General features: G+C 59.6%; 17 protein-coding genes. 5 read left to right on the top strand and 12 right to left on the bottom strand.

The window, feature by feature from the left end; translation table 11 throughout:
* Nucleotides 1–2: 2 nt before the first annotated feature.
* Nucleotides 3–2,408 carry a GcvT family protein gene (locus tag MCRY_RS14250; RefSeq protein ID WP_085631033.1) on the bottom strand — a complete coding sequence of 802 codons (2,406 nt, stop codon included), beginning with the start codon at nucleotides 2,406–2,408 and terminating at the stop codon, nucleotides 3–5.
* A gap of 103 nt (nucleotides 2,409–2,511) precedes the next feature.
* Nucleotides 2,512–3,267, bottom strand: coding sequence for an HpcH/HpaI aldolase family protein (locus MCRY_RS14245; protein ID WP_171046103.1), 756 nt, complete (start codon nucleotides 3,265–3,267; stop codon nucleotides 2,512–2,514).
* A gap of 175 nt (nucleotides 3,268–3,442) precedes the next feature.
* Here MCRY_RS14245 and MCRY_RS14240 point away from each other — a divergent pair, with 175 nt between their 5' ends.
* Nucleotides 3,443–5,857 (top strand): GcvT family protein, encoded by a 2,415-nt coding sequence (locus MCRY_RS14240; protein ID WP_085631029.1) that lies wholly within the window; start codon nucleotides 3,443–3,445, stop codon nucleotides 5,855–5,857.
* A gap of 141 nt (nucleotides 5,858–5,998) precedes the next feature.
* Here MCRY_RS14240 and MCRY_RS14235 read toward each other — a convergent pair whose 3' ends face one another.
* From MCRY_RS14235 to MCRY_RS22935, 4 genes are all read right to left on the bottom strand, one after another.
* Nucleotides 5,999–7,315 carry an HlyC/CorC family transporter gene (locus tag MCRY_RS14235; protein WP_085631027.1) on the bottom strand — a complete coding sequence of 439 codons (1,317 nt, stop codon included), beginning with the start codon at nucleotides 7,313–7,315 and terminating at the stop codon, nucleotides 5,999–6,001.
* 68 nt (nucleotides 7,316–7,383) lie between these two features.
* Nucleotides 7,384–8,310, bottom strand: a complete 927-nt coding sequence (locus MCRY_RS14230) for a site-specific tyrosine recombinase XerD (RefSeq protein WP_085631025.1) — start codon at nucleotides 8,308–8,310, stop codon at nucleotides 7,384–7,386.
* Nucleotides 8,307–9,866, bottom strand: a complete 1,560-nt coding sequence (locus tag MCRY_RS14225; RefSeq protein ID WP_085631023.1) for a hypothetical protein — start codon at nucleotides 9,864–9,866, stop codon at nucleotides 8,307–8,309. Before MCRY_RS14225 ends, MCRY_RS14230 begins: the two co-directional genes overlap by 4 nt.
* Nucleotides 9,856–10,005, bottom strand: coding sequence for a hypothetical protein (locus MCRY_RS22935; protein WP_171046104.1), 150 nt, complete (start codon nucleotides 10,003–10,005; stop codon nucleotides 9,856–9,858). The genes MCRY_RS14225 and MCRY_RS22935 overlap by 11 nt, the downstream gene beginning before the upstream one ends.
* Before the next feature lie 132 nt (nucleotides 10,006–10,137).
* Here MCRY_RS22935 and MCRY_RS14220 point away from each other — a divergent pair, with 132 nt between their 5' ends.
* Nucleotides 10,138–10,686: a shikimate kinase gene (locus tag MCRY_RS14220; RefSeq protein ID WP_085631021.1), complete on the top strand. Its 549-nt coding sequence runs from the start codon at nucleotides 10,138–10,140 to the stop codon at nucleotides 10,684–10,686.
* Nucleotides 10,683–11,795, top strand: a complete 1,113-nt coding sequence (gene aroB / locus MCRY_RS14215; RefSeq protein WP_085631019.1) for a 3-dehydroquinate synthase — start codon at nucleotides 10,683–10,685, stop codon at nucleotides 11,793–11,795. Before MCRY_RS14220 ends, aroB begins: the two co-directional genes overlap by 4 nt.
* 27 nt (nucleotides 11,796–11,822) lie before the next feature.
* Here the strand turns inward: aroB and ssb are convergent, their stop codons facing one another.
* The gene (gene ssb, locus MCRY_RS14210; protein ID WP_085631017.1) at nucleotides 11,823–12,350 is read right to left on the bottom strand and encodes a single-stranded DNA-binding protein; all 528 of its coding nucleotides are present in this window, start codon (nucleotides 12,348–12,350) and stop codon (nucleotides 11,823–11,825) included.
* A gap of 260 nt (nucleotides 12,351–12,610) precedes the next feature.
* Between ssb and MCRY_RS14205 the strand changes: the two genes are divergently transcribed.
* Both MCRY_RS14205 and MCRY_RS14200 read left to right on the top strand, forming a co-directional pair.
* Nucleotides 12,611–13,180, top strand: a complete 570-nt coding sequence (locus MCRY_RS14205; protein WP_409644941.1) for a lytic transglycosylase domain-containing protein — start codon at nucleotides 12,611–12,613, stop codon at nucleotides 13,178–13,180.
* Between the two features lie 226 nt (nucleotides 13,181–13,406).
* On the top strand, nucleotides 13,407–13,595 hold the full coding sequence (locus tag MCRY_RS14200) for a hypothetical protein (protein WP_085631132.1): 189 nt from the start codon (nucleotides 13,407–13,409) through the stop codon (nucleotides 13,593–13,595).
* Nucleotides 13,596–13,697: 102 nt separating this feature from the next.
* On the opposite strand, the gene MCRY_RS14195 is transcribed toward MCRY_RS14200, so the two are convergent.
* From MCRY_RS14195 to miaA, 5 genes are all read right to left on the bottom strand, one after another.
* Nucleotides 13,698–15,782 carry a dipeptide ABC transporter ATP-binding protein gene (locus tag MCRY_RS14195; protein ID WP_085631015.1) on the bottom strand — a complete coding sequence of 695 codons (2,085 nt, stop codon included), beginning with the start codon at nucleotides 15,780–15,782 and terminating at the stop codon, nucleotides 13,698–13,700.
* 97 nt (nucleotides 15,783–15,879) lie between these two features.
* Nucleotides 15,880–17,073: an ABC transporter permease gene (locus MCRY_RS14190; RefSeq protein WP_085631013.1), complete on the bottom strand. Its 1,194-nt coding sequence runs from the start codon at nucleotides 17,071–17,073 to the stop codon at nucleotides 15,880–15,882.
* A 17-nt stretch (nucleotides 17,074–17,090) separates the two neighbouring features.
* On the bottom strand, nucleotides 17,091–18,146 hold the full coding sequence (locus MCRY_RS14185) for an ABC transporter permease (RefSeq protein ID WP_085631011.1): 1,056 nt from the start codon (nucleotides 18,144–18,146) through the stop codon (nucleotides 17,091–17,093).
* 107 nt (nucleotides 18,147–18,253) lie between these two features.
* Nucleotides 18,254–19,921 carry an ABC transporter substrate-binding protein gene (locus MCRY_RS14180; RefSeq protein ID WP_085631009.1) on the bottom strand — a complete coding sequence of 556 codons (1,668 nt, stop codon included), beginning with the start codon at nucleotides 19,919–19,921 and terminating at the stop codon, nucleotides 18,254–18,256.
* 215 nt (nucleotides 19,922–20,136) lie between these two features.
* Nucleotides 20,137–21,033 carry a tRNA (adenosine(37)-N6)-dimethylallyltransferase MiaA gene (miaA, locus tag MCRY_RS14175; RefSeq protein ID WP_244897917.1) on the bottom strand — a complete coding sequence of 299 codons (897 nt, stop codon included), beginning with the start codon at nucleotides 21,031–21,033 and terminating at the stop codon, nucleotides 20,137–20,139.
* Between the last annotated feature and the right edge of the window lie 25 nt (nucleotides 21,034–21,058).

Below are 21,058 nucleotides of genomic sequence, written 5' to 3'. Positions count from 1 at the left end.
GTCTAACCGCGCATCTGTTCCCCGTCAGCGTCGTAGAGCGGTGTGGTGATAAGCGTCGCGTCACACATCTCGCCAAGGATTTCGATCTGCGCCATTTGCCCTTCGGCCGCATGGGCACGCGGGATCAGGCCCAGTGCGATGGATGTGCCCGCATGGTGCGAATAGCCGCCAGAGGTGCAGAACCCTTGGACCGTGCCGTCGATCCAGATCGGCTCATAGGCGTTCACATCGGCGTCGTTCACGGCCACCTCGAACGCGCAAAGTACCCGGTCGGGCGGGGTGGCGCGTTCTGCCTCAGCCGCCGCGCGCCCGATGAAATCAGAGTTCTTCGACCACGCGATAAAGCGGTCCATGCCGGTTTCGGCTGGCGTGTAGTCGGGCGAAAACTCCGAGAGCCATGACCCAAAGAACTTGTCCAATCGCAGCGACATCATCGCCCGCATTCCAAACGGGCGCATGCCGTGCTCTTGCCCAGCCGTCCAAAGCGTGTGCCACAACTGGCGCTGCGCCACTGGCTCGCAGTAAATCTCATACCCCAAGCCGCCGGTATAGCTGACCCGCTGCACAAGGCAGGGCGTCATGCCAATGGTCATGGTGCGTACATCCATGAACTTCAGATCGGTCGCATCGCGAGTGACCGCATCCAGAACCTTGCGGGCATTCGGCCCCGCGATCTGGAACCCTGTCAGCGCGTCCGACACGTTGCGAACGGTCACACCGTCAGAGGCGTTCTGTTCGAACCAGCGCATGTGATAGGCTTGCGAGCCATAGCTCGCGGTCAGTTGGAAATGGGTGTCCGACAGGCAGGAAATCGTGAAATCCCCGATCAAACGCCCCTTGTGCGACAGCATCGGCGTCAGCGACAACCGCCCCGGTTTCGGCACACGACCCGCCATCACGCGGTCGAGCCAGTCGCGAGCGTTTGCCCCTGTCACTTCGTACTTGCCGAAGTTCTGAACCTCATTGATTCCAACGGCTTCGCGGACGGCCTTCACCTCGCGTGCGGTCGCCTCCCACGCGTTGGACCGGCGGAAGCTTGGCGTCTCGTACCGCGCCTCGTCACCTTCCGCGAAGTAATTGACCACCTCCAGCCCGAATTGCGCGCCCCACACTGCGCCCATGTCGTCAAAGATGTCATACATCATCGTAGTGCGGTTGGGCCGTGCGGCGGGCAGTTCCTCGTTCGGGTAGCTGACGGAAAAGCGCTTTTGATAGTTCTCGATCACCTTGGGCAGGGTGTAGCCCGGGCTGATCCAATTCCCAAAACGGGCCACGTCCATCGCCGACACATCGCGTTCGCATTCGCCTTCGATCATCCATTGCGCCAGCATCAAACCAACGCCGCCGCCTTGGCTGAACCCGGCCATCACACCGCAAGCTGACCAGTAGTTGCGCAAGCCCGGCACCGGGCCGACCAGCGGGTTGCCGTCGGGGGCAAAGGTGAAAGGCCCGTGGATCACGGATTTCACACCTGCAGTTTCCAGCACCGGAAAGCGTTTGTAGGCAAAGGCAATGCTGTCCTCGATCTTGTCGAAGTCATCAGGTAGCAGTTCATGCCCGAATGTCCACGGCGTGCCACCGACAGCCCAAGGGCGGCAGGGCTGTTCGTAGAACCCAATGCAGAGCCCGCGCCCTTCCTGCCGCAGATAGGATTCGCCCGCCGGGTCCATCACATGCGGATGCTCGCTATCACGCTCGTAAATCTCCGCGATCTCATCCGTGACGATATACTGATGCTCCATCGGGTGCAGCGGCAGGTAGACGCCCGCCATCGCACCCACTTCGCGTGCCCATAGACCACCCGCGTTGACCACATGTTCGGCATGGATTGTTCCCTTGTCGGTCACGACATTCCACGTCCCATCCGGGCGCTGCGTGGTTTCCTGCACCATCACATGGGTTTCGATCGTGGCACCCCCCATCCGCGCCGCTTTGGCATAGGCGTGGGTTGTACCCGACGGATCAAGGTGCCCATCCAGCGGGTCGTACAAAGCGCCAAGGATACCATCCAGATTGGTGATCGGCGCGATTTTCGCGATCTCGTCTGGCCCGACGATCTGTGTATCCAGCCCCATGTAACGATGCTTGGCTCGCTCGGCGAGCAGCATGTCGAACCGGTCGCGGTTGTCGGCCAGCGTGATGCCGCCCACATGGTGCAACCCGCAGGACATGCCGGTGATCTCTTCGAGTTCCTTGTATAGCCGGATCGTGTAGCCCTGAAGTGCGGCCATGTTGGTGTCGCCGTTCAGCGTGTGAAACCCGCCCGCCGCATGCCATGTGGAGCCAGAGGTCAGTTCGGACCGTTCGACCAGCATCACGTCCGACCAGCCCAGCTTGGTCAGGTGATAGAGCACTGAAACCCCAACGACCCCGCCGCCGATCACCACCACACGCGCCTGCGTTTTCATCGACTCAATCCTCTTGATCCGCTTTTCGCCGAGAATGAAGTGCGCGGGGTATAGGTCCAGCCCGAAAGCGACATATCCTGTCGTTCTTTCGGGTCTTTCTAAGTCATTCGGCACACCATGCTTGGGCTTGCATCGTTTTCTCGCGCAGCCACAAAACATCGAAACCCGCAATCACGCGGTAGCCGCGATCAAACAACGACCGCGCTTGCGTTTCGTTCAGTGCGGCGTTCCCCAGAGGGATATTGGCGGCCTTGGCAGCCGCTTCGACCTTGCCCATTGCGGCCAAGAGATCGGGATGATCGAACTGGCCCATGAGACCCAGATCGGTGGACAGATCGAACATCGCGGGCACAAGCAGGTCGATCCCTTCGACTGCGCAAATCTCGTCGATATTGGCCACCGCGTCGGCGGTTTCGACCAACAGGCAACAGGTCAGGTTGTCCTCCATCTTGGCCGGGTATTCGGTCAGTGCCGTGCCCCAGCGCGAATGGGCGATGAACGGACCAAACCCGCGATTGCCGTTGGGCGGATAGCGCATGGAGGCCACCGCGCGCCGCGCGTCCTCGGCTGTGCGGATCAGCGGAAAGACGATGCCTTCCGCGCCAAGGTCCAGTACGCGCTTGACCAACCGCGCGTCGGCTTCGGCAATGCGCACCAAAGGCGCACAATGGGTGCCTGCAGTCGCGGCGATCATGGCATGAGCTTCGGTATAGCCGATGGCCCCATGTTCCATGTCGATGATCACCGCATCCGCACCAGCCGCAGCCAAGGCTTGGGTGACCGTGGCAGACGGGATTGTGCAGATGTGCATCGTCATCCGATCAGTGCTGTGATGCAGGCGGTGTTTCATATGTGCCATCATGCGGCTCCCGTGCGTTCGCTATGGCGTCAGCCTAACAACAAAAAGTGGGCTGCATAGAAAAACCGTCAGACGCCGGGTTTGTGCGGAACCGACACGTGATGTCGTCTTGGGACTATCTGATCGGGGGCGCGTCGTGGTTAGTTTCCGGGAAGTCTGTCGAAAGGAAGCCGCCATGCGCACCCATGCCCAAGCCGTTGTCATCGGAGGCGGAGTCATTGGCTGTTCGATTTTATACCATCTGGTAAAATTGGGCTGGACCGATGTTGTCCTGCTGGAACGCGACGAGCTGACCAGCGGCTCTACATGGCACGCGGCGGCGAATATCCACGGGCTGCATGACAGCACGAACATCAGCCGGATCCAGCATTACACGATGAACCTCTACAACCAGCTCGAGGCCGAGACCGGTCAAAGCTGCGGCGTGTTCCAGCCGGGGTCGCTTTACCTTGCCCAGACCGAAGCGCGCGAACACCAACTGCGCCTGCAAGCGGCCAAGGCGAAACTCTACGGCATGAACTTCCACGAGGTGAGCCGTACCGAGGCTGAGGCGTTACACCCGCTGGTCAATTTCGATGGCATCCGCTGCATCATGTACGAACCTGACGGCGGCAATGTGGACCCGTCGGGTGTGACGGCTGCCTATGCTGCAGGGGCGCGCCAGAAAGGCGCCGAGATCCATCGCTTTACTCCAGTCACTGCAACCGACCAGCAATCCGACGGCACATGGATCGTCCGTACGCCCAAGGGCGATATCCGTACGGAGTGGGTCATCAACGCCGCTGGTCTCTGGGGCCGCGAGGTGGCTGCACTTGCGGGGATCACGCTGCCGCTGCTGCCGACCGAACACCAGTATTTCGTTACAGAGGCGATTGCCGAGATCGAAGCGATGGACCGACGTTTGCCTTCTGTCGCTGACCGGGATGGCGAATACTACCTGCGGCAAGAGGGCAAGGGCTTGCTGGTCGGGGCCTACGAAAAGGACGTGCGCTTCTGGGCCGAAGACGGCACGCCGCAGGGCTTCGGGCACGAACTGTTTGCCGATGATCTGGAACGGATCGAAGACAACATGATGCGCGCCATCGACCGGGTGCCTGTTGTGGGCAGCGCCGGGATCAAACGGGTGATCAACGGCCCGATGATCTGGTCGCCGGACAGCAATGTGCTGCTGGGCCCGGTGCCCGAGAAACAGGGCTATTTTTGCTGCAACGGCATCATCCCCGGCTTTTCGCAATCTGGGGGCATGGGCCTGATGGTGGCGCAATGGATCATAGAAGGCGAGATGCAGTACGACATGTTCGCCTGGGACGTGGCGCGGTTTGGCGATTGGGCGGATGCCAAATTCACCAGGGCGCGGGTGGGGGACCAGTATGCCCACCGCTTCAAAATCCATTTCCCCGGCGAAGAACGCGAGGCCGGACGCCCGGTGCGCACGCGCTCCGTCTATGAGATGCAGCGCGATATGGGTGCGGTCTTTGGATTGAATTACGGCTGGGAACATCCGCTTTACTATTCAAAGGACGTGCCCGATAGCGCGGGCTTCACGCGTCAGCCGTGGTGGGACGTGGTGGGCCATGAGGCGCGCACCCTGCGCGACGCTGCCGGGATCATCGACATCTCCAACTTCGCGAAATACCGCGTCACGGGGCCGGGGGCCGATGACTGGCTGAATTCAGTCTTCGCCAACCACATGCCACGAGAGGTTGGCTGGTCGTGCCTCACCCCGTTGATCGGCAAGCGCGGGGGGATCGCGGGGGATGCGACGGTTACAAGGTTGGCTGAAGACGAGTTCTGGATTGTCAGCTCTGGCATGGCCGAACGCTATCAAAAACGCTTCTATGACGCGGTGCCGCTGCCTGCTGGAACCACATTCGAAAGCCTGACCACCACATGGTGCGGGTTCAACGTGGCGGGGCCCAAGTCTCGCGCCCTTCTTCAGCGCCTGACCAACACGTCGCTTGATACCGAGAACTGGCCCTTCATGCGGTCAAAGCGGATCGAGATCGCCGGAGTCGAGGTCATGGCTCTGCGGGTGTCCTTTACCGGCGATCTGGGGTGGGAACTGCACTGCCGCTCTGAAGATCAGGTCACGCTTTATGCCGCGCTTCTGGAGGCGGGACAAAAGGTGGGCGCGATCCCTGTTGGGAGCCGGGCGCTGATGAGCCTTCGAATGGAAAAAGGGTATGGGTCATGGGGCCGCGAATATAGCCCTGAATACTGGCCACAGGAATGCGGGCTGGACCGGTTGTGCCGATCCGACAAGTCCTACCTGAACCGGGATGCGGCGCTAGCGAACATGACCAAACCCGCGCGGGAACAGATGGTGCTTCTGGCTTTGAACGCCGAGGACACTGATGAGTCCAACGCGGACGCAACAGGAGGAGAGCCGATTTTCAAAGATGGGCTGGGCATCGGTCGCGTAAGTTCAGGCGCCTATGGCTACCATGTGGGCCACTCACTTGCGATCGCCTACGTCAAGAACGCCACTGCGGGCGATACAGTGGAGGTGATGGTTCTGGGCCGTCCACATCGCGCAATCATCCTCGATCAACCTCCATTTGATCCGGAGGGAACGCGGCTTCGCGCCTGAGCTTTTAAGCGTGTCGAATGCCTTGGCTGTATGGGGGTGCGATCCATCGGGCTTGCGCCAATGGCGCACGAATGGACGACCGCTAACCGTTTCCGTCAACGCAAATGTCAAAACGCGCGGACGCGTTGTGGCGCGCTCTGTTTACTCCATCGCCAATGGTCGAATCTTGAGAGCTGTGATGCGGTTGTTCTCGCGGGCGACCACTTCGAAACGGAATCCGTGGAAGCTAAAACATTGGCCGATCGTCGGAATCATCTGGGCTTCGTGGATCACCAGACCGGCCACCGTATTGGCCTCGTCGTCGGGTAGCGTCCAGTCCAGCTGTCGGTTCACATCCCGGATCGTCATGGCCCCGTCGATCCAGTAATTGCCATCGTCATCAGCCTTGACCGGATGGTCGCCGTCAGGGTCGAATTCGTCCGTGATTTCCCCCACGATTTCTTCAAGGATGTCTTCGAGGGTGATCAGGCCCTGAAGGGCTCCGTATTCGTCTACCACAAGCGCAAAATGGGTCCGGCGGCGCAGGAACTGGCGCATCTGATCGTCAAGCGATGTGCTTTCTGGGATGAAGTACGGCTTCATCGCAACATCGGCGAATTTGAAGCTGCTCATCGCCTCTGCGGGTTTGTCGCTTTCCTGCATGAACAGGTACATCGCGCGGAACAGGTCCTTGGCGTGAACGACGCCAATGATGTTTTCAGGATCGCCGCGGAAGACCGGCAAGCGCGTGTGGTTCGATTCCAGACACTGACGCAAGATGTCCTGAGGATCATTGTCGGCGTCGATCATCTCGATTCCCGACCGGTGGAGCATGATCTCTTCCACGGTGCGTTCGCTCAGGTCGAGCGCACCCAGAATACGGTCGCGGTCTTCCTTTTCGACCACGCCTTCGGAATGGCCCAGTTGCAGGGCACCCGCGATTTCTTCGCGCACGGCAAGGATATGGCTGTCCGGGTCGGTTTTGACGCCGAATATGCTGAGCACACCGCGCACAAGTACCCGAACCGCGCTGACAATGGGCGAAAACACAGTGATCACCAATTGGATCACCGGGGACACGCGGCTGGCGGCCGTTTCGGGATTGGTGATGGCATAGGTCTTGGGCAGCACTTCGGCAAAGACCAGAACCAGCACGGTCATCACCAGCGTGGCCAAAGCCACACCGGATTCGCCGAAAAGTCGCGTGAACAGGGCCGTCGCAAGCGATGTGGCGAGGATATTGACGAGGTTATTGCCGAGGAGGACCGACCCGATCAGACGTTCATTGTCTTCGGTGATCAGAAGCGCGCGGTCCGCCCCTTTGGAGCCCTTGTCGGACATCGAACGCAATTTGCCGCGCGACGCGGCGGTCAGCGCGGTTTCAGAGCCACTGAAAAAGGCGGACAGCACCAGAAGGCCAAGGATGGCTGCCGACGTGATCCAGAAAGCGGCGTCTGCCGCGGGGAGTGCGGGTTCCATGTGATCCAACGTTTTGAAAACTTGAGAGGGTTATGGGGTCAGTGCCGCCGGCGTTCAAGAGCCACGGCTCAGTCGCGGGCCAATGGGTGGTGATCCAGCACCAGCTCCTTGAGCCGTTCTTCCAGAACGTGTGTGTATATCTCGGTGGTGGAGACATCCGCATGTCCCAGAAAGGTCTGGATCGAGCGCAGGTCGGCGCCGTTGGCCAGAAGATGGGTCGCGAAGGCGTGGCGCAGCGTGTGTGGCGTCACCTTGGAGGGAGAGACCCCGCCTTCGACGGCCAAATCTTTGATCAGCACGTAAAATGCGTGGCGCGTCAGGTGGCCGGCTTTGCCGCGTGATGGGAAGAGAAAGGTGGAGGTCGGTTTGCCTTCGGCGCGGGCTGCATCTTCCATCGTTTCACGGGTCTTCAGCCAGTCGCGCAGAGCAGCGCGGGCAGGGGGGGATAGCGGCACCATCCGTTCCTTGCCGCCCTTGCCACGGATCAGCAGCATTCTTGGGTCGCCTTTTGCAGACGACAACGGCAGGGAGACCAATTCAGTCACCCGCATGCCAGTCGCGTAGAGCAATTGCATAAGGCAGGTGTTGCGCTCGCGTTCAGCTGGGTTGCGGCCATGAGCGGCGGCTGCGTTGAGAAGGCGGTCGACTTCTTCGGTGGACAGCGTCTTGGGCAGGCGTTTGTCGCGGCCCGGTCCGCTGATCTGCACTGCAGGGTTGTCCTCGCGAAAGCCTTCTTCGAAACAGAACCGATAAAGTTGTTTGATCGCAGAGAGGCGCCGCGCACGGGTCGATTTCGCCAAACCCTGCGCGTCACAGTAGATCAGGTAGCCTTCTACATCCGGTTTCTGGGCGGTGTTGAGGGATGTCCCCCTCTGCGCCAACCAGTCGGTGAAATCAGCAAGGTCGCGGGCATAGGCGAGTTGGGTGTTCGTCGCAGCACCGCGTTCGGCAGCTTGCGCATCCAGAAAAGCGGCAATCCAGTGGCGGTCGCTCATCGCCGTGCGCCTTCCATATCCAGGATGGCAAGCTGCAATGCAGCCCGGCGGGCGGTGTCTTCCAGACCAAAGGCACGCAAGGCGCGGAGCGCGTCGGTCAGGTCTGCGTCATCACCGGCGGCCCCGCTTTCGAACAGTTGGATGGCATGCAGCAGCGCTTCGCCAAGACGGTTTTCCGCAGGCAGTCCGGCCAGCATGGCAGGGGCTTGAGGTGACGCTGTCCATGCGGCGGCCAAGGCTGATGCATGAGGCAGATCGGCAGGGATGCTGCCCGGTGGGGAGCCGGTCGCCAACGATCCAAGAAACGCCAGCCGCGCATTCGGATTGTTCGCAAGCTGCTGTCCCACCGTCTCATAGCTGTCGGTCAGAAGCCCGGCGGTCGTTGCGATATCCTGCGCTCTTTGGCCCAAGGGGATGTCCTGCAGTTGCGCGGCAAAGAGGTGCGAGAACGGTACCAGAAGACCAGCGGCGCGCATCTGAGGCCAGACCTGTTCCAGCGCGGTAGATATGGCTGCAGCATTCCCCGAGCCAAGCGCGGTTTCGAGCTTCTGCAAGGCGGCGACACGATCCCAGATGCCGCCCGATGCGGCCGGTTTCTGGGCGGTATAGACACCAAGAAGCTGATTGGCGTCGATTGCGCCCACGCGGGCCAGTCGTTCCGCGGCCTGAAGCTGTGCGCGCCAGCCGGCATCGCCCGACAGTTCGACCACGGCGAAGGGCAGGGGCAGCGGGGTTGTGGGCAGCGCCTCGCCGATGGCTTCGAAAAGACGGAATTGCAGTGGCGTCGGGCGCACCGGAGGCTGCATCGGGGCCACGTCTTCGCTGTATTCCGGGTCCAGAAACCGCAGCAGCAGCTCCGTATCAAGGTCAGATAGCTGGCCCAAGGCGACACCGGTCTGGTAGATCGTCATCGCGTGCGGGTAGTCACCGCTTCGGGTCGCACACCAGATGCGCGTGGGCAGGTCAGTGGTTAGGTTGGGCATATCGCCCAGAAGGGCGCAAAGCGCCTCGTCGGATGCGGTCAGAAGTGCCAGATCGAAGGCGAGATCAAAGAGCTGGGGCGTCAATGTGCCGATGCGCTCCATCAAGGCTTCGGCCGGGGCTACAAGGCCATGCTGGTGCAGAAGGTTGACCCGGGCGTGCAGCAGCGCGTCGCCCGTGGCACTTGAAGGGGGATCGGCTTCGGCCAGCATCAGGATATGCAGCAGACCAGTGAGCGCGGGAACCGAAGGACGACGGGTCTGCAACCGGTCGAGCGTTGTGATGATCGTGGCCTCGTCGCTGCCACGCCACAGGTTTGGCGGCAAACCGGTGACCGAACTTGGCAGCAACCCAACGCCACTGATGCCCGGCGCGTCCAGCGGCTGCACGTCGATATCGGGCACTGCCGCGCTTTGGGCCACCGGGTTCTGATCCGGAAGCATCACAAGCGGAGGCGCAATACGCTGCACCGTCAACCAGTCGATCGCGGACAGCGGTTGGTCCTGCTGCTGGTCCTGAGCAAACACGGGCCATGCGGTGCTGGCCAGAATCAAGAGGATCGACTTAATTCGCATCCAGCGTCACGGGTTGTCTGACTTCCGTTTGCGGCGGCGAGAAATCCGCGCCGAAATACGGCCCCACATAGGCATATGCCACAAGCGCCAAAGCGCCGAGGATGCCCAGATAGATCAGCCATTTGATGATGCGCCCCATGTAGACCCTTGCCCTGCCTCGTTGATTTTTTCCAAGTTATAACTGGCATTCCACCCAAGATCACGTCATTCAACGGCGGATGTCAAAAAATTGGCGGCACTTGGCCGAGATACAAGGGGTCACTCGGGGGCAATGCAGGCAAGACTAAAGAAAACTGTGGTTCTTGTTGGCATGATGGGAGCGGGGAAAACAGCTGTCGGCAAGGCGGTCGCCGGTATGTTGCACGCTCCTTTTCTTGATTCGGATGCCGAAATCGAAAAAGCGGCCAACATGACCATCCCCGAGATTTTCGAACGTGATGGAGAGCCGTTCTTTCGCATCAAAGAGCGTCAGATCATTTCGCGCCTGCTTGAACGGGAAAAGGGCGTTTTGTCGACCGGAGGCGGGGCATACATGGCCGCCGAGAACCGCGAGATAATCTCGAAGGAGGGGGTTGCGGTGTGGCTGAATGCCGATCTGGACCTTCTTTGGCACCGGGTGCGCCACAAGGACACCCGGCCATTGTTGCGGGTGCCGGATCCTCTTGGCGCGCTGACCCGACTTTATAATGAACGCGTGCCGATCTACGCCAAGGCGGACCTCAGCGTTGTGTCCGAACCGGGGTTGTCGATTGATGAGATGGCAAAACGGGTGATTGAGGCGCTGAAGACGCGCCCGGATGTATTGGAGGTGCAGGCATGATCGAAACCGTACATGTTCCTTTGGACGGTCGTGCTTATGATGTGCGCATCGGCTCTGACCTGCTTGGCCGTGCCGGGGTCGAGATCGCACCGCTGCTGAAACGTCCACGTGTAGCCATCGTGACCGATGCGCATGTCGCTCCGTTGCATCTTGCCGCGCTTGAGGGGGCACTGGCTGCGGAAGGCATTGCTTCGGTCAGCCTGACGCTTCCTGCAGGAGAAAGCACAAAGGGCTGGCCGCAGTTCGAACGATGCGTGGAATGGCTGCTGGAGCAAAAGATCGAACGCCGCGATGTGGTCATTGCCCTTGGGGGTGGTGTGATTGGTGATCTGGTCGGCTTCGCTGGTGCAGTGCTGCGCCGTGGGGTTCGGTTTGTGCAGATCCCCACATCGTTGTTGGCGCAGGTCGACAGCTCTGTCGGCGGCAAGACGGGGATCAACGCGCCTCAAGGCAAAAACCTGATTGGGGCGTTTCACCAACCCGCGCTGGTGCTGGCGGATATTTCGGTTCTTCAGACTTTGCCCACGCGCGATTTTCTGGCGGGCTATGGCGAGGTGGTCAAATACGGCCTTCTGGGCGATGCAGCGTTTTTCGACTGGCAAGACCAGAACGCCGCCCGCATCACCGCGCGCGACCCCGATGCGCTGGCCTATGCCGTCAAACGGTCGGTTGAGATGAAGGCTGAAATCGTCGTGCGAGATGAGACCGAACAGGGCGACCGCGCGCTGTTGAACCTCGGGCACACGTTCTGTCACGCGTTCGAAGCTGCCACCGGGTATTCCGAGCGTTTGCTGCACGGAGAAGGCGTGGCCATTGGCTGTGCATTGGCGTTCGAGCTGTCGTCGCGTCTGGTCCTGTGTTCCCAAGAAGAGCCAAGCCGCGTACGCGAAATGCTCAGTGCGATGGGAATGAAGGTCACGCTCGCCGATATCGACGGTGACCTGCCCGATGCTCAGGCGCTGCTTGAGCTTATGGGGCAGGACAAAAAGGTGATCGACGGGCAATTGCGCTTTATTCTGGCGCGCGGCATTGGCGACGCTTTCGTCACCTCGGATGTTCCGTCGGATACGGTGCTCGCGTTGTTGCAGGACGCCTTGTCCGAGCGATAAAAAAGTGCCCCTTGGGGCGCTTTCTTGTCAGAACGGGATTTCGTCGTCGATATCGCGGGCCGGGGCACGGGCGGGGCCACCGCCACCACCTCCGCCGCTGGAGCCGCCATAATCGTTGCCGCCATAACCGCCGCCGTAATCCCCACCATAATCGCCACCGCTGCTGCTGCCGCCGCCATAACCACCACTGCCGCCGCCGCCATCGCGGCTGTCAAGCAAAGTCAGTTCACCGCGATACGGGCGCAGCACGACTTCTGTCGTGTAGCGATCCTGACCGGACTGGTCCTGCCATTTGCGGGTTTCCAATTGGCCTTCGATGTAAACCTTGGAGCCCTTCTTGAGATATTGTTCTGCAATCCGCGCCAGCGGTTCGGAAAAAATTGCAACACTGTGCCATTCGGTCCGTTCCTTGCGTTCGCCCGTGTTGCGATCTTTCCAGTTCTCGGACGTGGCAATCCGCAGGTTGCAGACTTTGCCGCCGTTCTGGAATGTCCGCACTTCCGGATCGCGGCCGAGATTGCCGACGATGATGACCTTGTTGACTGATCCGGCCATGTTTCCCCCATCTAGAATTCGAATCTGTGACGCCACGCGCCGTTTCACTGACCCTACACCAGCGCTCTGCCGGATTGCCATCCGCTATTGGCCCAAGGCTTCGCTGTCACTCCATCAGCTTGTGGTTAACAAATGATGAGCAACCAAGGCTGGTGTGATCTGCGATTCCCGACTATACATCTGCAAAATCTCAATGTGGGACGTGAGCATTTATGCGAACAGCAAGACCGAGATTTATTGCGGTTGTGTGTGTGGCCGTAATGATGAGTGCAGGATCCGCAAGCGCCGAGGTACTGTCTTCTAAAAGCCGTGTGACGCTTTTTTCAAGCAAAACCAAAGTGTTGGATTCGCGAGCCGCCCAGCAATACAAAAGCTCGGTGCGTTTGCAGCCGCCCAAGGTCGTGACGCCGACAAAATGGGGCGATGCCGGAGAAGACGGTCCGGTCCCGAAATATCGTGGTCGATATGTCGGGGAATACGCGGGCATGGCGCGCGATGCCGCCCGGCGGCACGGGATTCCTGAAGACTTGTTCCTGCGTCTTGTGCAACAGGAAAGCAATTTCAATCCAAATGCGCGGTCCCACAAGGGAGCGATCGGCCTGGCCCAGCTGATGCCCGGCACAGCACAAGACCTGCGCGTCAATCCTAACGACCCCGCCGAGAACCTCGATGGTGGTGCGCGCTATCTGAAAGAGCAGTACCGCAAGTTCGGCCAATGGCCTTTGGCGCTTGCTGCCTATAACGCAGGACCCGGCGCAGTTGAAAAGCACAAGGGAATTCCGCCTTACCGCGAAACCCGGAACTACGTCAAAAAAATCTGGGGACGGTAAGTCTCGTCAATTCAGACACTTGACGCCGATTGTTTCGCAGCCGGGAAATTGCGGCAATCCGACCCCGATTTTGAGTATATCTTTCCCTCGTTGCGACCAAAACGGTTTCATTTCGGTCAAACTGCTGCCCCATTCAACCTCCAAAACACCATCAGAAAACGTGGAACTGTACCCGGATCAGATACCGCTCGAAGGGCGGGCCGAGGCGGGAAGTATGGAGAGTGGCATGATTAAGTTCATCAACAGGTTTCAGTCGGACGAGTCGGGTGCGGTGACCGTCGATTGGGTGGTATTGACTGCTGCAGTCGTGGGCATGGCGATGTTGACCTATGTCGGTCTTGCCGACAACACACAGGCCGTGACCGATGCAACAGGCGCGGCTGTCCTGACCGCTCAGGATTTCCTGACCAACTGATCCAACAGCACAGACATGCCAGCCCTATTGGGCTGACCCAGTGTGTTGCACGACATTTTGATACGGTCCCGATCAGACGGAACCACGATGCAAGCTGGTCGGTTATTCAGCAGCGATCTGGATAACCGGTTCCATGCTCGCAAGGTCCGCATCGCTTAGGTGGCATTTCACCTGATGCCCATCCCCCAACTGGCGCAGGGGCGGGACTTCCCGTTCGCACAGCCCATCTGCAACCTGTGATTTCCAGCGACACCGCGTTTGGAACGGGCAGCCGGGTGGTGGATTCATGGCCGAGGGAATGTCGCCTTCCAATACGATGTGCTTTTTCGTCACCCGCGTGTCGGCAATCGGGACCGCTGACAACAGCGCTTCGGTATAAGGATGGTAAGGGGGTGAAAACACCTGATCCGTCGTGCCCAGCTCCACCACATGCCCAAGATACATAACCATAACGCGATCAGATAGATAGCGGACGATGCTTAAGTCATGGCTGATGAACAGCAGAGTGGTTTTCTGCTCGCGTTGGATCTCCATCAACAGGTCTGTGACCGCCGCCTGTACCGATACGTCCAAAGCCGAGACGGGTTCATCCGCCACCACGATACGTGCGTTTCCGGCAAAGGCGCGGGCGATGCCAACGCGCTGTTTCTGCCCACCTGACAACTGGCGCGGCATCCGCTCTGCAAAGGCGCGCGGCAGTTTCACAAGGTCGAGCAGTTCCAGCATCCGCTCGCGCCGCTCGGCGTCATTCTTGCCGACGCCGAACACCTCAAGCGCGCGGATGATCTGCCGACCCACCGTCATCGACGGATTGAGCGTGTCGAACGGGTTTTGAAACACCATTTGAACATCCGCGATCGTCTGAGTGTCGCGTTTCTCGATCGGTGTTGCCTCGATATTGCGATTGTCGAGCAGGATTTGCCCGTCCGTCGCGGTCTCTAGCCCCATCAAGACCTTGGCAAAGGTCGACTTGCCGCAGCCGGACTCGCCGACGATGGCCAATGTCTCGGATTCTCGGGCCTCGAAACTCAGGGTTTCGTTGGCTTTGACCACTTTCGTATCGCCCCGTTTGCCAAACAGCGCATTCGCCGCAACCTCGTAATATTTCTTCAGGTTGTCCATCTTGAGAACAACACGTCCCGGTTCGGATTTTCGCGTCGTGTCGCCTGCCTCCATCGGGGCCTGCCAGTCGATCTCCTTGAACCGCAGACAGCGTGTGGCGTGACGCTCGTTTCCCGGAACATCGAACATCTTGATATCACCCGCATCGCAGCGCCCGGCTTCGAAATAATCGCAACGCGGACCGAAATTGCAGCCGTTGGGCCGCTCGTGTGGCAGGGGAAAGTTGCCGGGAATGGCGCGCAAAGGACGCGCGTTCTTGTCAGCGCCGGGCAGGGGAATCGACTGGAACAACGCCTGAGTATAGGGATGCTGCATCTCGTCGAAGACATCCTTAATTGACCCACGCTCCACTGCTTCGCCGGAATACATCACACAGAGCCGGTCGCAGGTTTCCAGAACCAGACCAAGGTTGTGGCTGATGAACAGCATTGATGTGCCGTATTTCTTGCCCAGTTCCTTGACCAGTTCGACCACCGCCGCCTCAACCGTCACGTCAAGCGCGGTTGTCGGCTCGTCTAGGATCAGAAGCGACGGCTCGGCCATCAGGGCCATGGCGATCACGATGCGCTGCTGCTGGCCACCGGACAGCTGGTGCGGATAGGCATCCAGAATGCGCTTGGGGTCGGGCAACTTTACATCTGTGACCACTTGCAAGGCGCGCGCGTAAGCCTCTTTTTCCGACGATCCGCGATGGATCATCGGCACTTCCATCAACTGCCGCCCGATCTTCATCGCCGGGTTCAACGACGCCATAGGTTCCTGGTAGATCATCGCGATCTCGGAGCCGCGGATTTTGCGCAGCTCGTCCTGGCTCATGGCGCCCAGATCGCGGCCCTTGAACTTGATCGACCCGCCGACGATGCGCCCGTTCTTGCCGAGATCCTGCATCACACCCAGCGCGACGGTGGATTTCCCGCAACCCGACTCGCCCACAAGGCCCACCGCTTCGCCCGGCATGACTTTGACCGAAAAATCCATCACGGCTGGGATTTCCCGCAATCTTGTGAAAAAGGAAATCGACAAGCTGTCGATCTCGAGGATGGGGCCGTCATAGCTGTCTGTCATGTCTTTTCTCCCTGTCGGAGCTGGAGACTTGCGTCCCTCTTCATCTTGCCAAGTAAACTCCGGGGGTCTGGGGGCAGAGCCCCCAGACCTCCTTTCATCAATCGCGCAAGCTTTCTTCACGCAGGCCATCGGCTAACAAATTCAACCCAAGCACCATGCTGAGAAGGGCAAAGGCAGGCACCATCGCGGGGTGCAGGTAGATCTGCAGCAGTCGGCGCCCATCATTGATCGTGGTGCCCCAATCCGGGCTTTCCGGCGGCAGGCCAAGACCGAAAAAGCCAAGCGTGCCCAAAAGGATCGTCGTGTAGCCGATCCGCAGGCAGAAATCGACGATCAACGGACCGCGCGCGTTGGGCAGGATTTCCCACAACATGATGTACCATGGCCGTTCGCCGCGCGTCTGGGCCGCGGCCACGTAATCGCGGGTCTTGATGTCCATGGCCAAGCCCCGCACGATCCGGAAAACCGTGGGTGAGTTGACGAAGACCACCGACACAAACACCACAAGAATGCCGCCTTGCAGGTTGAACAAATCCACCGCATCCGGCAGCACGGTCAGCGCCGTTCCCGGTTGCGAGATCAGCGACAGGTATAGCCATCCCATCACCCCCAGAACGCCGATCAGCAGCGGCGTGCGGACCTTTGGTTGTGTGCGGTAGCGCGAGTTGAGCAGTACGCCGACAAAGATGATCGGGAAGATGAACAACACCATCGCCATGTAATTGGGGATGCCTGTGTCCACGATCTCGGGTGTGACCAGCAGGTAGAACAGCAGGATCACCGGAAAGGCGAGGATCAGGTTCGCCAGAAAACTGAGGAATGTATCGAGCCGTCCACCATAGTAGCCCGCAGGCAGGCCCAATGTGATCCCGACCATGAACGCAAAGAGCGTCGCCAAGGGCGCGATCTGGACCACCACCCACGCGCCTTTGACCATGCGGCTGAACACGTCGCGAGCAAGATTGTCGCCACCGAACAGATAATAGGGGTACTGGCCGTCCTCCACCCCCATAATCGCCGTTCCGGGGGGCTTGTTCTTCATGCTCGACACCTGCGACAGCGGATCATGGGTGATAATCAGATCGAAAGCCCCGAAGATGCCGGTAAACACCCAGAACATCACCAGCGCAAAGCCGATCATGCCGATGGTGCTGTCGAAAAGCTTGCCGTAAAGGCCCAGTCGCCGCTTGTAGACAAAAGAGAGGGTGAAGAGTGAGATCAGCGAAACCCAGACGGGCATGAACTGGATCAGAACTCGGGTGATGATTTCAAACCAGCTGAGCGGTTCCATTTTGCTATTCCTTCCGCTCAGGACACGCTGATGCGCGGGTTGAGATACACGTAGCCGATGTCCGAAATGAGCTGAGTGATCAGCACCACGAAGACCGATACGACCGAAACCCCCAGCAGCAATTCGATGTCATTGTTCCCGGCCGCCTGCACCAGCGTCCAGCCGAAGCCCTTGTAGTTGAACAAGGTCTCGACGATCACCACGCCATTCAGCAGCCACGGGAATTGCAGCATGATCACCGTGAACGGCGCGATCAGCGCATTCCGCAAAGCGTGTTTGAGAACGATGTTCGGAAAGCTGACACCCTTCAAACGGGCGGTGCGGATGTATTGCGCCGTCATCACTTCGGCCATCGACGCGCGGGTCATCCGGGCGATATAGCCCATGCCGTAAAGCGCGATGGTCATGACGGGCAGAGTAAAGTTTTCGAAAGTCGCGTTTTCCATCGCACTGGTGGCCGACCCATTGAACCATCGCAAGCCGAACGCGGTCGAGGCAAAGACGGCGATGAATACGACGCCAGAGACATATTCGGGGGTGGCCGTCGTAATGATCGATACAGTGGAGAGCGACCGATCCGTGCGGCTGCCTTCGCGCATGCCGGCCAGAACGCCGATAATCAATGCGCCGGGCACCATGACCATCATCACCCAGAACATCAGCTTTCCGGTCAGGCCCAGCCGTGTCGCAATGATCGACCCGACACCGTCCTGAAAGACAGTTGAATATCCCCAGTCGCCCTGCAGAACACCGCAGAAACTGCGAGCATCTTCGGGCAGAACACCGTTTTCAAGCGCACCATTGCAGCGTGACCGCGTCGTCCCGTCCCGGCCTTCGATCACCCAGCCGGGGGCGACGCCGAGCCATTGCGCGTATTTCAGGGGCAGGGGTTGGGCGTAGCCGCGATCTTGAAGAAAGCTTGCAACCTGTTCGTCCGTCATCCGGACGTTGCCCTGGTTTTTGGCCAGCTTTTCCAAGTTTGGAGCAAGATTGGTGAGCCAGAAAACGATAAACGTCAAACAAAGTGCTGTCAGAAGCATCGTCGCGATGCGTCGGAGCAGAAAAAAAGCCATGTCGGGTGGGTCTCCCTCGTCATGTCAGCGCAGAACCGCGCAGAGCGTGGAGTCTCAGCGGCGGTCTGTCCCCCCGCAATGCAGGGGAACAGAGCCAGACTTTGGGATCAGGCCGCGAACCCGAACTTGTAGAGATGGAACTCGTGCGATGGGTGCTTCTCTGCGTTCACCACGTTGCCGTTGTGGTGGTTGTAGAGCGACCGCCAGAACGGCTGGATCATCACACCATCGTCACGCAGGGTCTGCTCTACCTTGGCCATCACGTCGCGCCGCTTTTCGGCATCGGCAATGGACAGGGCGTCTGCCATCAGCGCGTCGAACTCTGGGTTCGCATAGCCGCTTTCGTTCCACGCCTCGCCCGAACGATAGGCCAGCGACAGAACCTGAACGTCCAGTGGACGGTGGTTCCACGTGGTCGCGCTGAACGGGAATTTGGTCCAGTCGTTCCAGAAGGTCGACCCCGGCAGAACAGTGTGCTTGATGTTCACGCCAGCGTCCGCGATCTGCGCCCGCACCGAAGCACCGGTGTTGCGTTCCCAATCGTCGTCTAGAGTGATCAGCTCGTGCTCGTAATCGGCGAAATCAGTGCCGTCGAGCATCGCCTTGCCTGCGGCCGGATCGAACGGTGCCGGACCGATATCCGCATAGGCGGGGTGGATCGGGCAGACATGGTGGTTCTCGGCCACCTGACCACGGCCATTGTATCCCAGCTCAAGGCAGACCGCGTTGTCGACCATCATCGCCAAAGCGACACGCACGTTGCGGTCGGCATAAGGCACACGTCCATCGACTTCGGTTTGCTGGTTGAACCGGTGCACCAGTGTTGCCGCCGTCACGGTTTCTGTCTTTGACCAACCGATGGCATCTAGGATGTCGATGAAATCGCCAACCGATTCATAAAGCAGATCGACCTCACCCGATTCCGCCGCCGCCAGCCACGAGGCCGGGTCGGTGCCGTAATCGATGAATTCGATCCGGTCGAGGTAAGGTCCGCCAAGCACTTCGGTGCCCCACCATGTGTGGTCGGTGGCGCGTTCAATGATCGCTTTGACACCGACTTCGATGGACACCGGACGGAATGGGCCAGTGCCAATGCCGTTTGCGTAGACGTCACCGCCGTCATAGCTTTCGTGTACGATTGCTGACGGATAATCGGACATGTTGGCGATGATCGCGATGTCGGGTGCCGACAGGTTCAAACGCACTGTCGTATCGTCGACAACTTCGATCGCGCCGTCGCGGGCCTGACCTGTGTTCGCATCGATCAGACCACCCATCCGAGCCGACATGGAGTTGCCCTCCATCGCCGAATCGCACCAACCGGCAATGTTGCGTGCAACATCGGCGGCGGTGAACGGGTCGCCGTTGTTCCATGTCACGCCCGGCCGCACGTTGAGAGTGTATACCTTGGCGTCGTCACTGACCTCCCAGCTTTCCAAAAGCATACCGCGGAACGATCCATCGTTCTGGTATTCGATGAGGTATTCTAGGAAACCGCGCGACTGGTTGCCGATTTCGGACCAGTCATAGGCACGGGGGTCTTTCATGGCTTTGACCAGCGTCTGAATGCGCAGTGTGCCACCTTGTTGAATATTTGCCGTCTGCGCCTGAACCGGCTGGGACAGTCCGATCAAACCGTAAGCTGCGGCGGCCGTGACGCCAAGGCTGGTCGCGCGCGTCAGGAATTCGCGGCGGTCCAAGAGGCCGGCCTTGTATTCGTCGGCGTATAGCTTGGCCGCTGGGTGCAGTGTTTTGGTCTGCATGGTGTGCGTCATCTGATTCTCCCTGTGACACGTTTGTTATGTGCGCGCTTGAATGCTGCGCTGTTTTTCCGAGACCGAGGTCGGCGCTCGTTGTTTTCTTACATAGCGCCTTAACGGATTGGCCCCGTCAATCGTCAGACTAGACCTTTTGAGGTCTGATTGCGACACCCGGCTTGGCCTAATGCGACATCACGGAACGATTAGCCCAAGGCAGGGGGTAAAACCTGTCACAGTTCCCTTGCGTCAACCTGCTCCCAGTCGCGCATCCGTGCACGAAACCAAGTACGCTGCCGCTTGGCGAATTGCCGTGTGAGGACAGTCGATCTATTGCGCGCCTCGTCGAGACTCATTGTGCCGTCGATCACTGCCATCAGTTCAGCCGCGCCGATGGCTTTTGCCGAGGGAAGTGAAGGCAACCATGTTGGGCGGTTTGCCCGCGCCTCGTCCAGCGCTCCGGTTGCAAGCATCTGATCAAACCGACGTTCGATCCTTGGGGTCAGCCAGTCTTTGTCTGCAGTCACGACACAGGCTGTCACCTGCGCAAGCGGCAAGAGCGGTGGGTCGGTTTCGTCTTGCCATTCGGCCAGCCCTTTGCCGGTGCTGGTCAGCACTTCCCACGCGCGCTGCACGCGCATCGGGTTCGCGGTGTCGATACGGTTGCGGGTCTCTGCGTCAAGCTCGGCCACAAGCGACGCATGGCCCTCGGCCTCGATCCGTCGCATGGCTTCGTTGCGGATGTCATCCGGTGTTGCGGGAATCTGCGCCAAGCCTTCGGTGAGTGCGGTGAAATAGAGCCCCGTTCCGCCTACGATGATCGGGCGTTCGCCACCGTTCAAAAGAGGGACGAGGTCTCGCAGCCAATCACCGACAGAATAGGGTTTGTCGCCCGCCACATGTCCATAGAGTGCATGTGGCGCGCGGGCTTCGTCCTCCAGCGATGGGCGTGCTGTAAGAATCCGCCAGTCCGAATAAACCTGTATGGCGTCTGCGTTGACGATCACACCACCTTGGGTTTCAGCGATGCGCAGCGCGAGTTCGGATTTGCCGCTGGCGGTCGGACCTGCAATCAGCACCGGTCTGGCCGGATCTATCGCTGCGATCCGGTCTGAGACGTGTTGGTCCACTGTTGCCGTCCCTTCAAGATGGTCT

Source organism: Marivita cryptomonadis (genome assembly GCF_002115725.1).
Classification (GTDB): domain Bacteria; phylum Pseudomonadota; class Alphaproteobacteria; order Rhodobacterales; family Rhodobacteraceae; genus Marivita; species Marivita cryptomonadis.
Note: the sequence above shows the minus strand (reverse complement) of the source record. Positions and strands in the feature narration are given on the sequence as shown.

Coding starts and splice junctions, on each gene's coding strand:
- MCRY_RS14250 (WP_085631033.1), bottom strand. CDS start 2,408: ATGAAAACGCAGGCGCGTGTGGTGGTGATCGGCGGCGGGGTCGTTGGG.
- MCRY_RS14245 (WP_171046103.1), bottom strand. CDS start 3,267: ATGGCACATATGAAACACCGCCTGCATCACAGCACTGATCGGATGACG.
- MCRY_RS14240 (WP_085631029.1), top strand. CDS start 3,443: ATGCGCACCCATGCCCAAGCCGTTGTCATCGGAGGCGGAGTCATTGGC.
- MCRY_RS14235 (WP_085631027.1), bottom strand. CDS start 7,315: ATGGAACCCGCACTCCCCGCGGCAGACGCCGCTTTCTGGATCACGTCG.
- MCRY_RS14230 (WP_085631025.1), bottom strand. CDS start 8,310: ATGAGCGACCGCCACTGGATTGCCGCTTTTCTGGATGCGCAAGCTGCC.
- MCRY_RS14225 (WP_085631023.1), bottom strand. CDS start 9,866: ATGCGAATTAAGTCGATCCTCTTGATTCTGGCCAGCACCGCATGGCCC.
- MCRY_RS22935 (WP_171046104.1), bottom strand. CDS start 10,005: ATGGGGCGCATCATCAAATGGCTGATCTATCTGGGCATCCTCGGCGCT.
- MCRY_RS14220 (WP_085631021.1), top strand. CDS start 10,138: ATGCAGGCAAGACTAAAGAAAACTGTGGTTCTTGTTGGCATGATGGGA.
- aroB (WP_085631019.1), top strand. CDS start 10,683: ATGATCGAAACCGTACATGTTCCTTTGGACGGTCGTGCTTATGATGTG.
- ssb (WP_085631017.1), bottom strand. CDS start 12,350: ATGGCCGGATCAGTCAACAAGGTCATCATCGTCGGCAATCTCGGCCGC.
- MCRY_RS14205 (WP_409644941.1), top strand. CDS start 12,611: ATGATGAGTGCAGGATCCGCAAGCGCCGAGGTACTGTCTTCTAAAAGC.
- MCRY_RS14200 (WP_085631132.1), top strand. CDS start 13,407: ATGATTAAGTTCATCAACAGGTTTCAGTCGGACGAGTCGGGTGCGGTG.
- MCRY_RS14195 (WP_085631015.1), bottom strand. CDS start 15,782: ATGACAGACAGCTATGACGGCCCCATCCTCGAGATCGACAGCTTGTCG.
- MCRY_RS14190 (WP_085631013.1), bottom strand. CDS start 17,073: ATGGAACCGCTCAGCTGGTTTGAAATCATCACCCGAGTTCTGATCCAG.
- MCRY_RS14185 (WP_085631011.1), bottom strand. CDS start 18,146: ATGGCTTTTTTTCTGCTCCGACGCATCGCGACGATGCTTCTGACAGCA.
- MCRY_RS14180 (WP_085631009.1), bottom strand. CDS start 19,921: ATGACGCACACCATGCAGACCAAAACACTGCACCCAGCGGCCAAGCTA.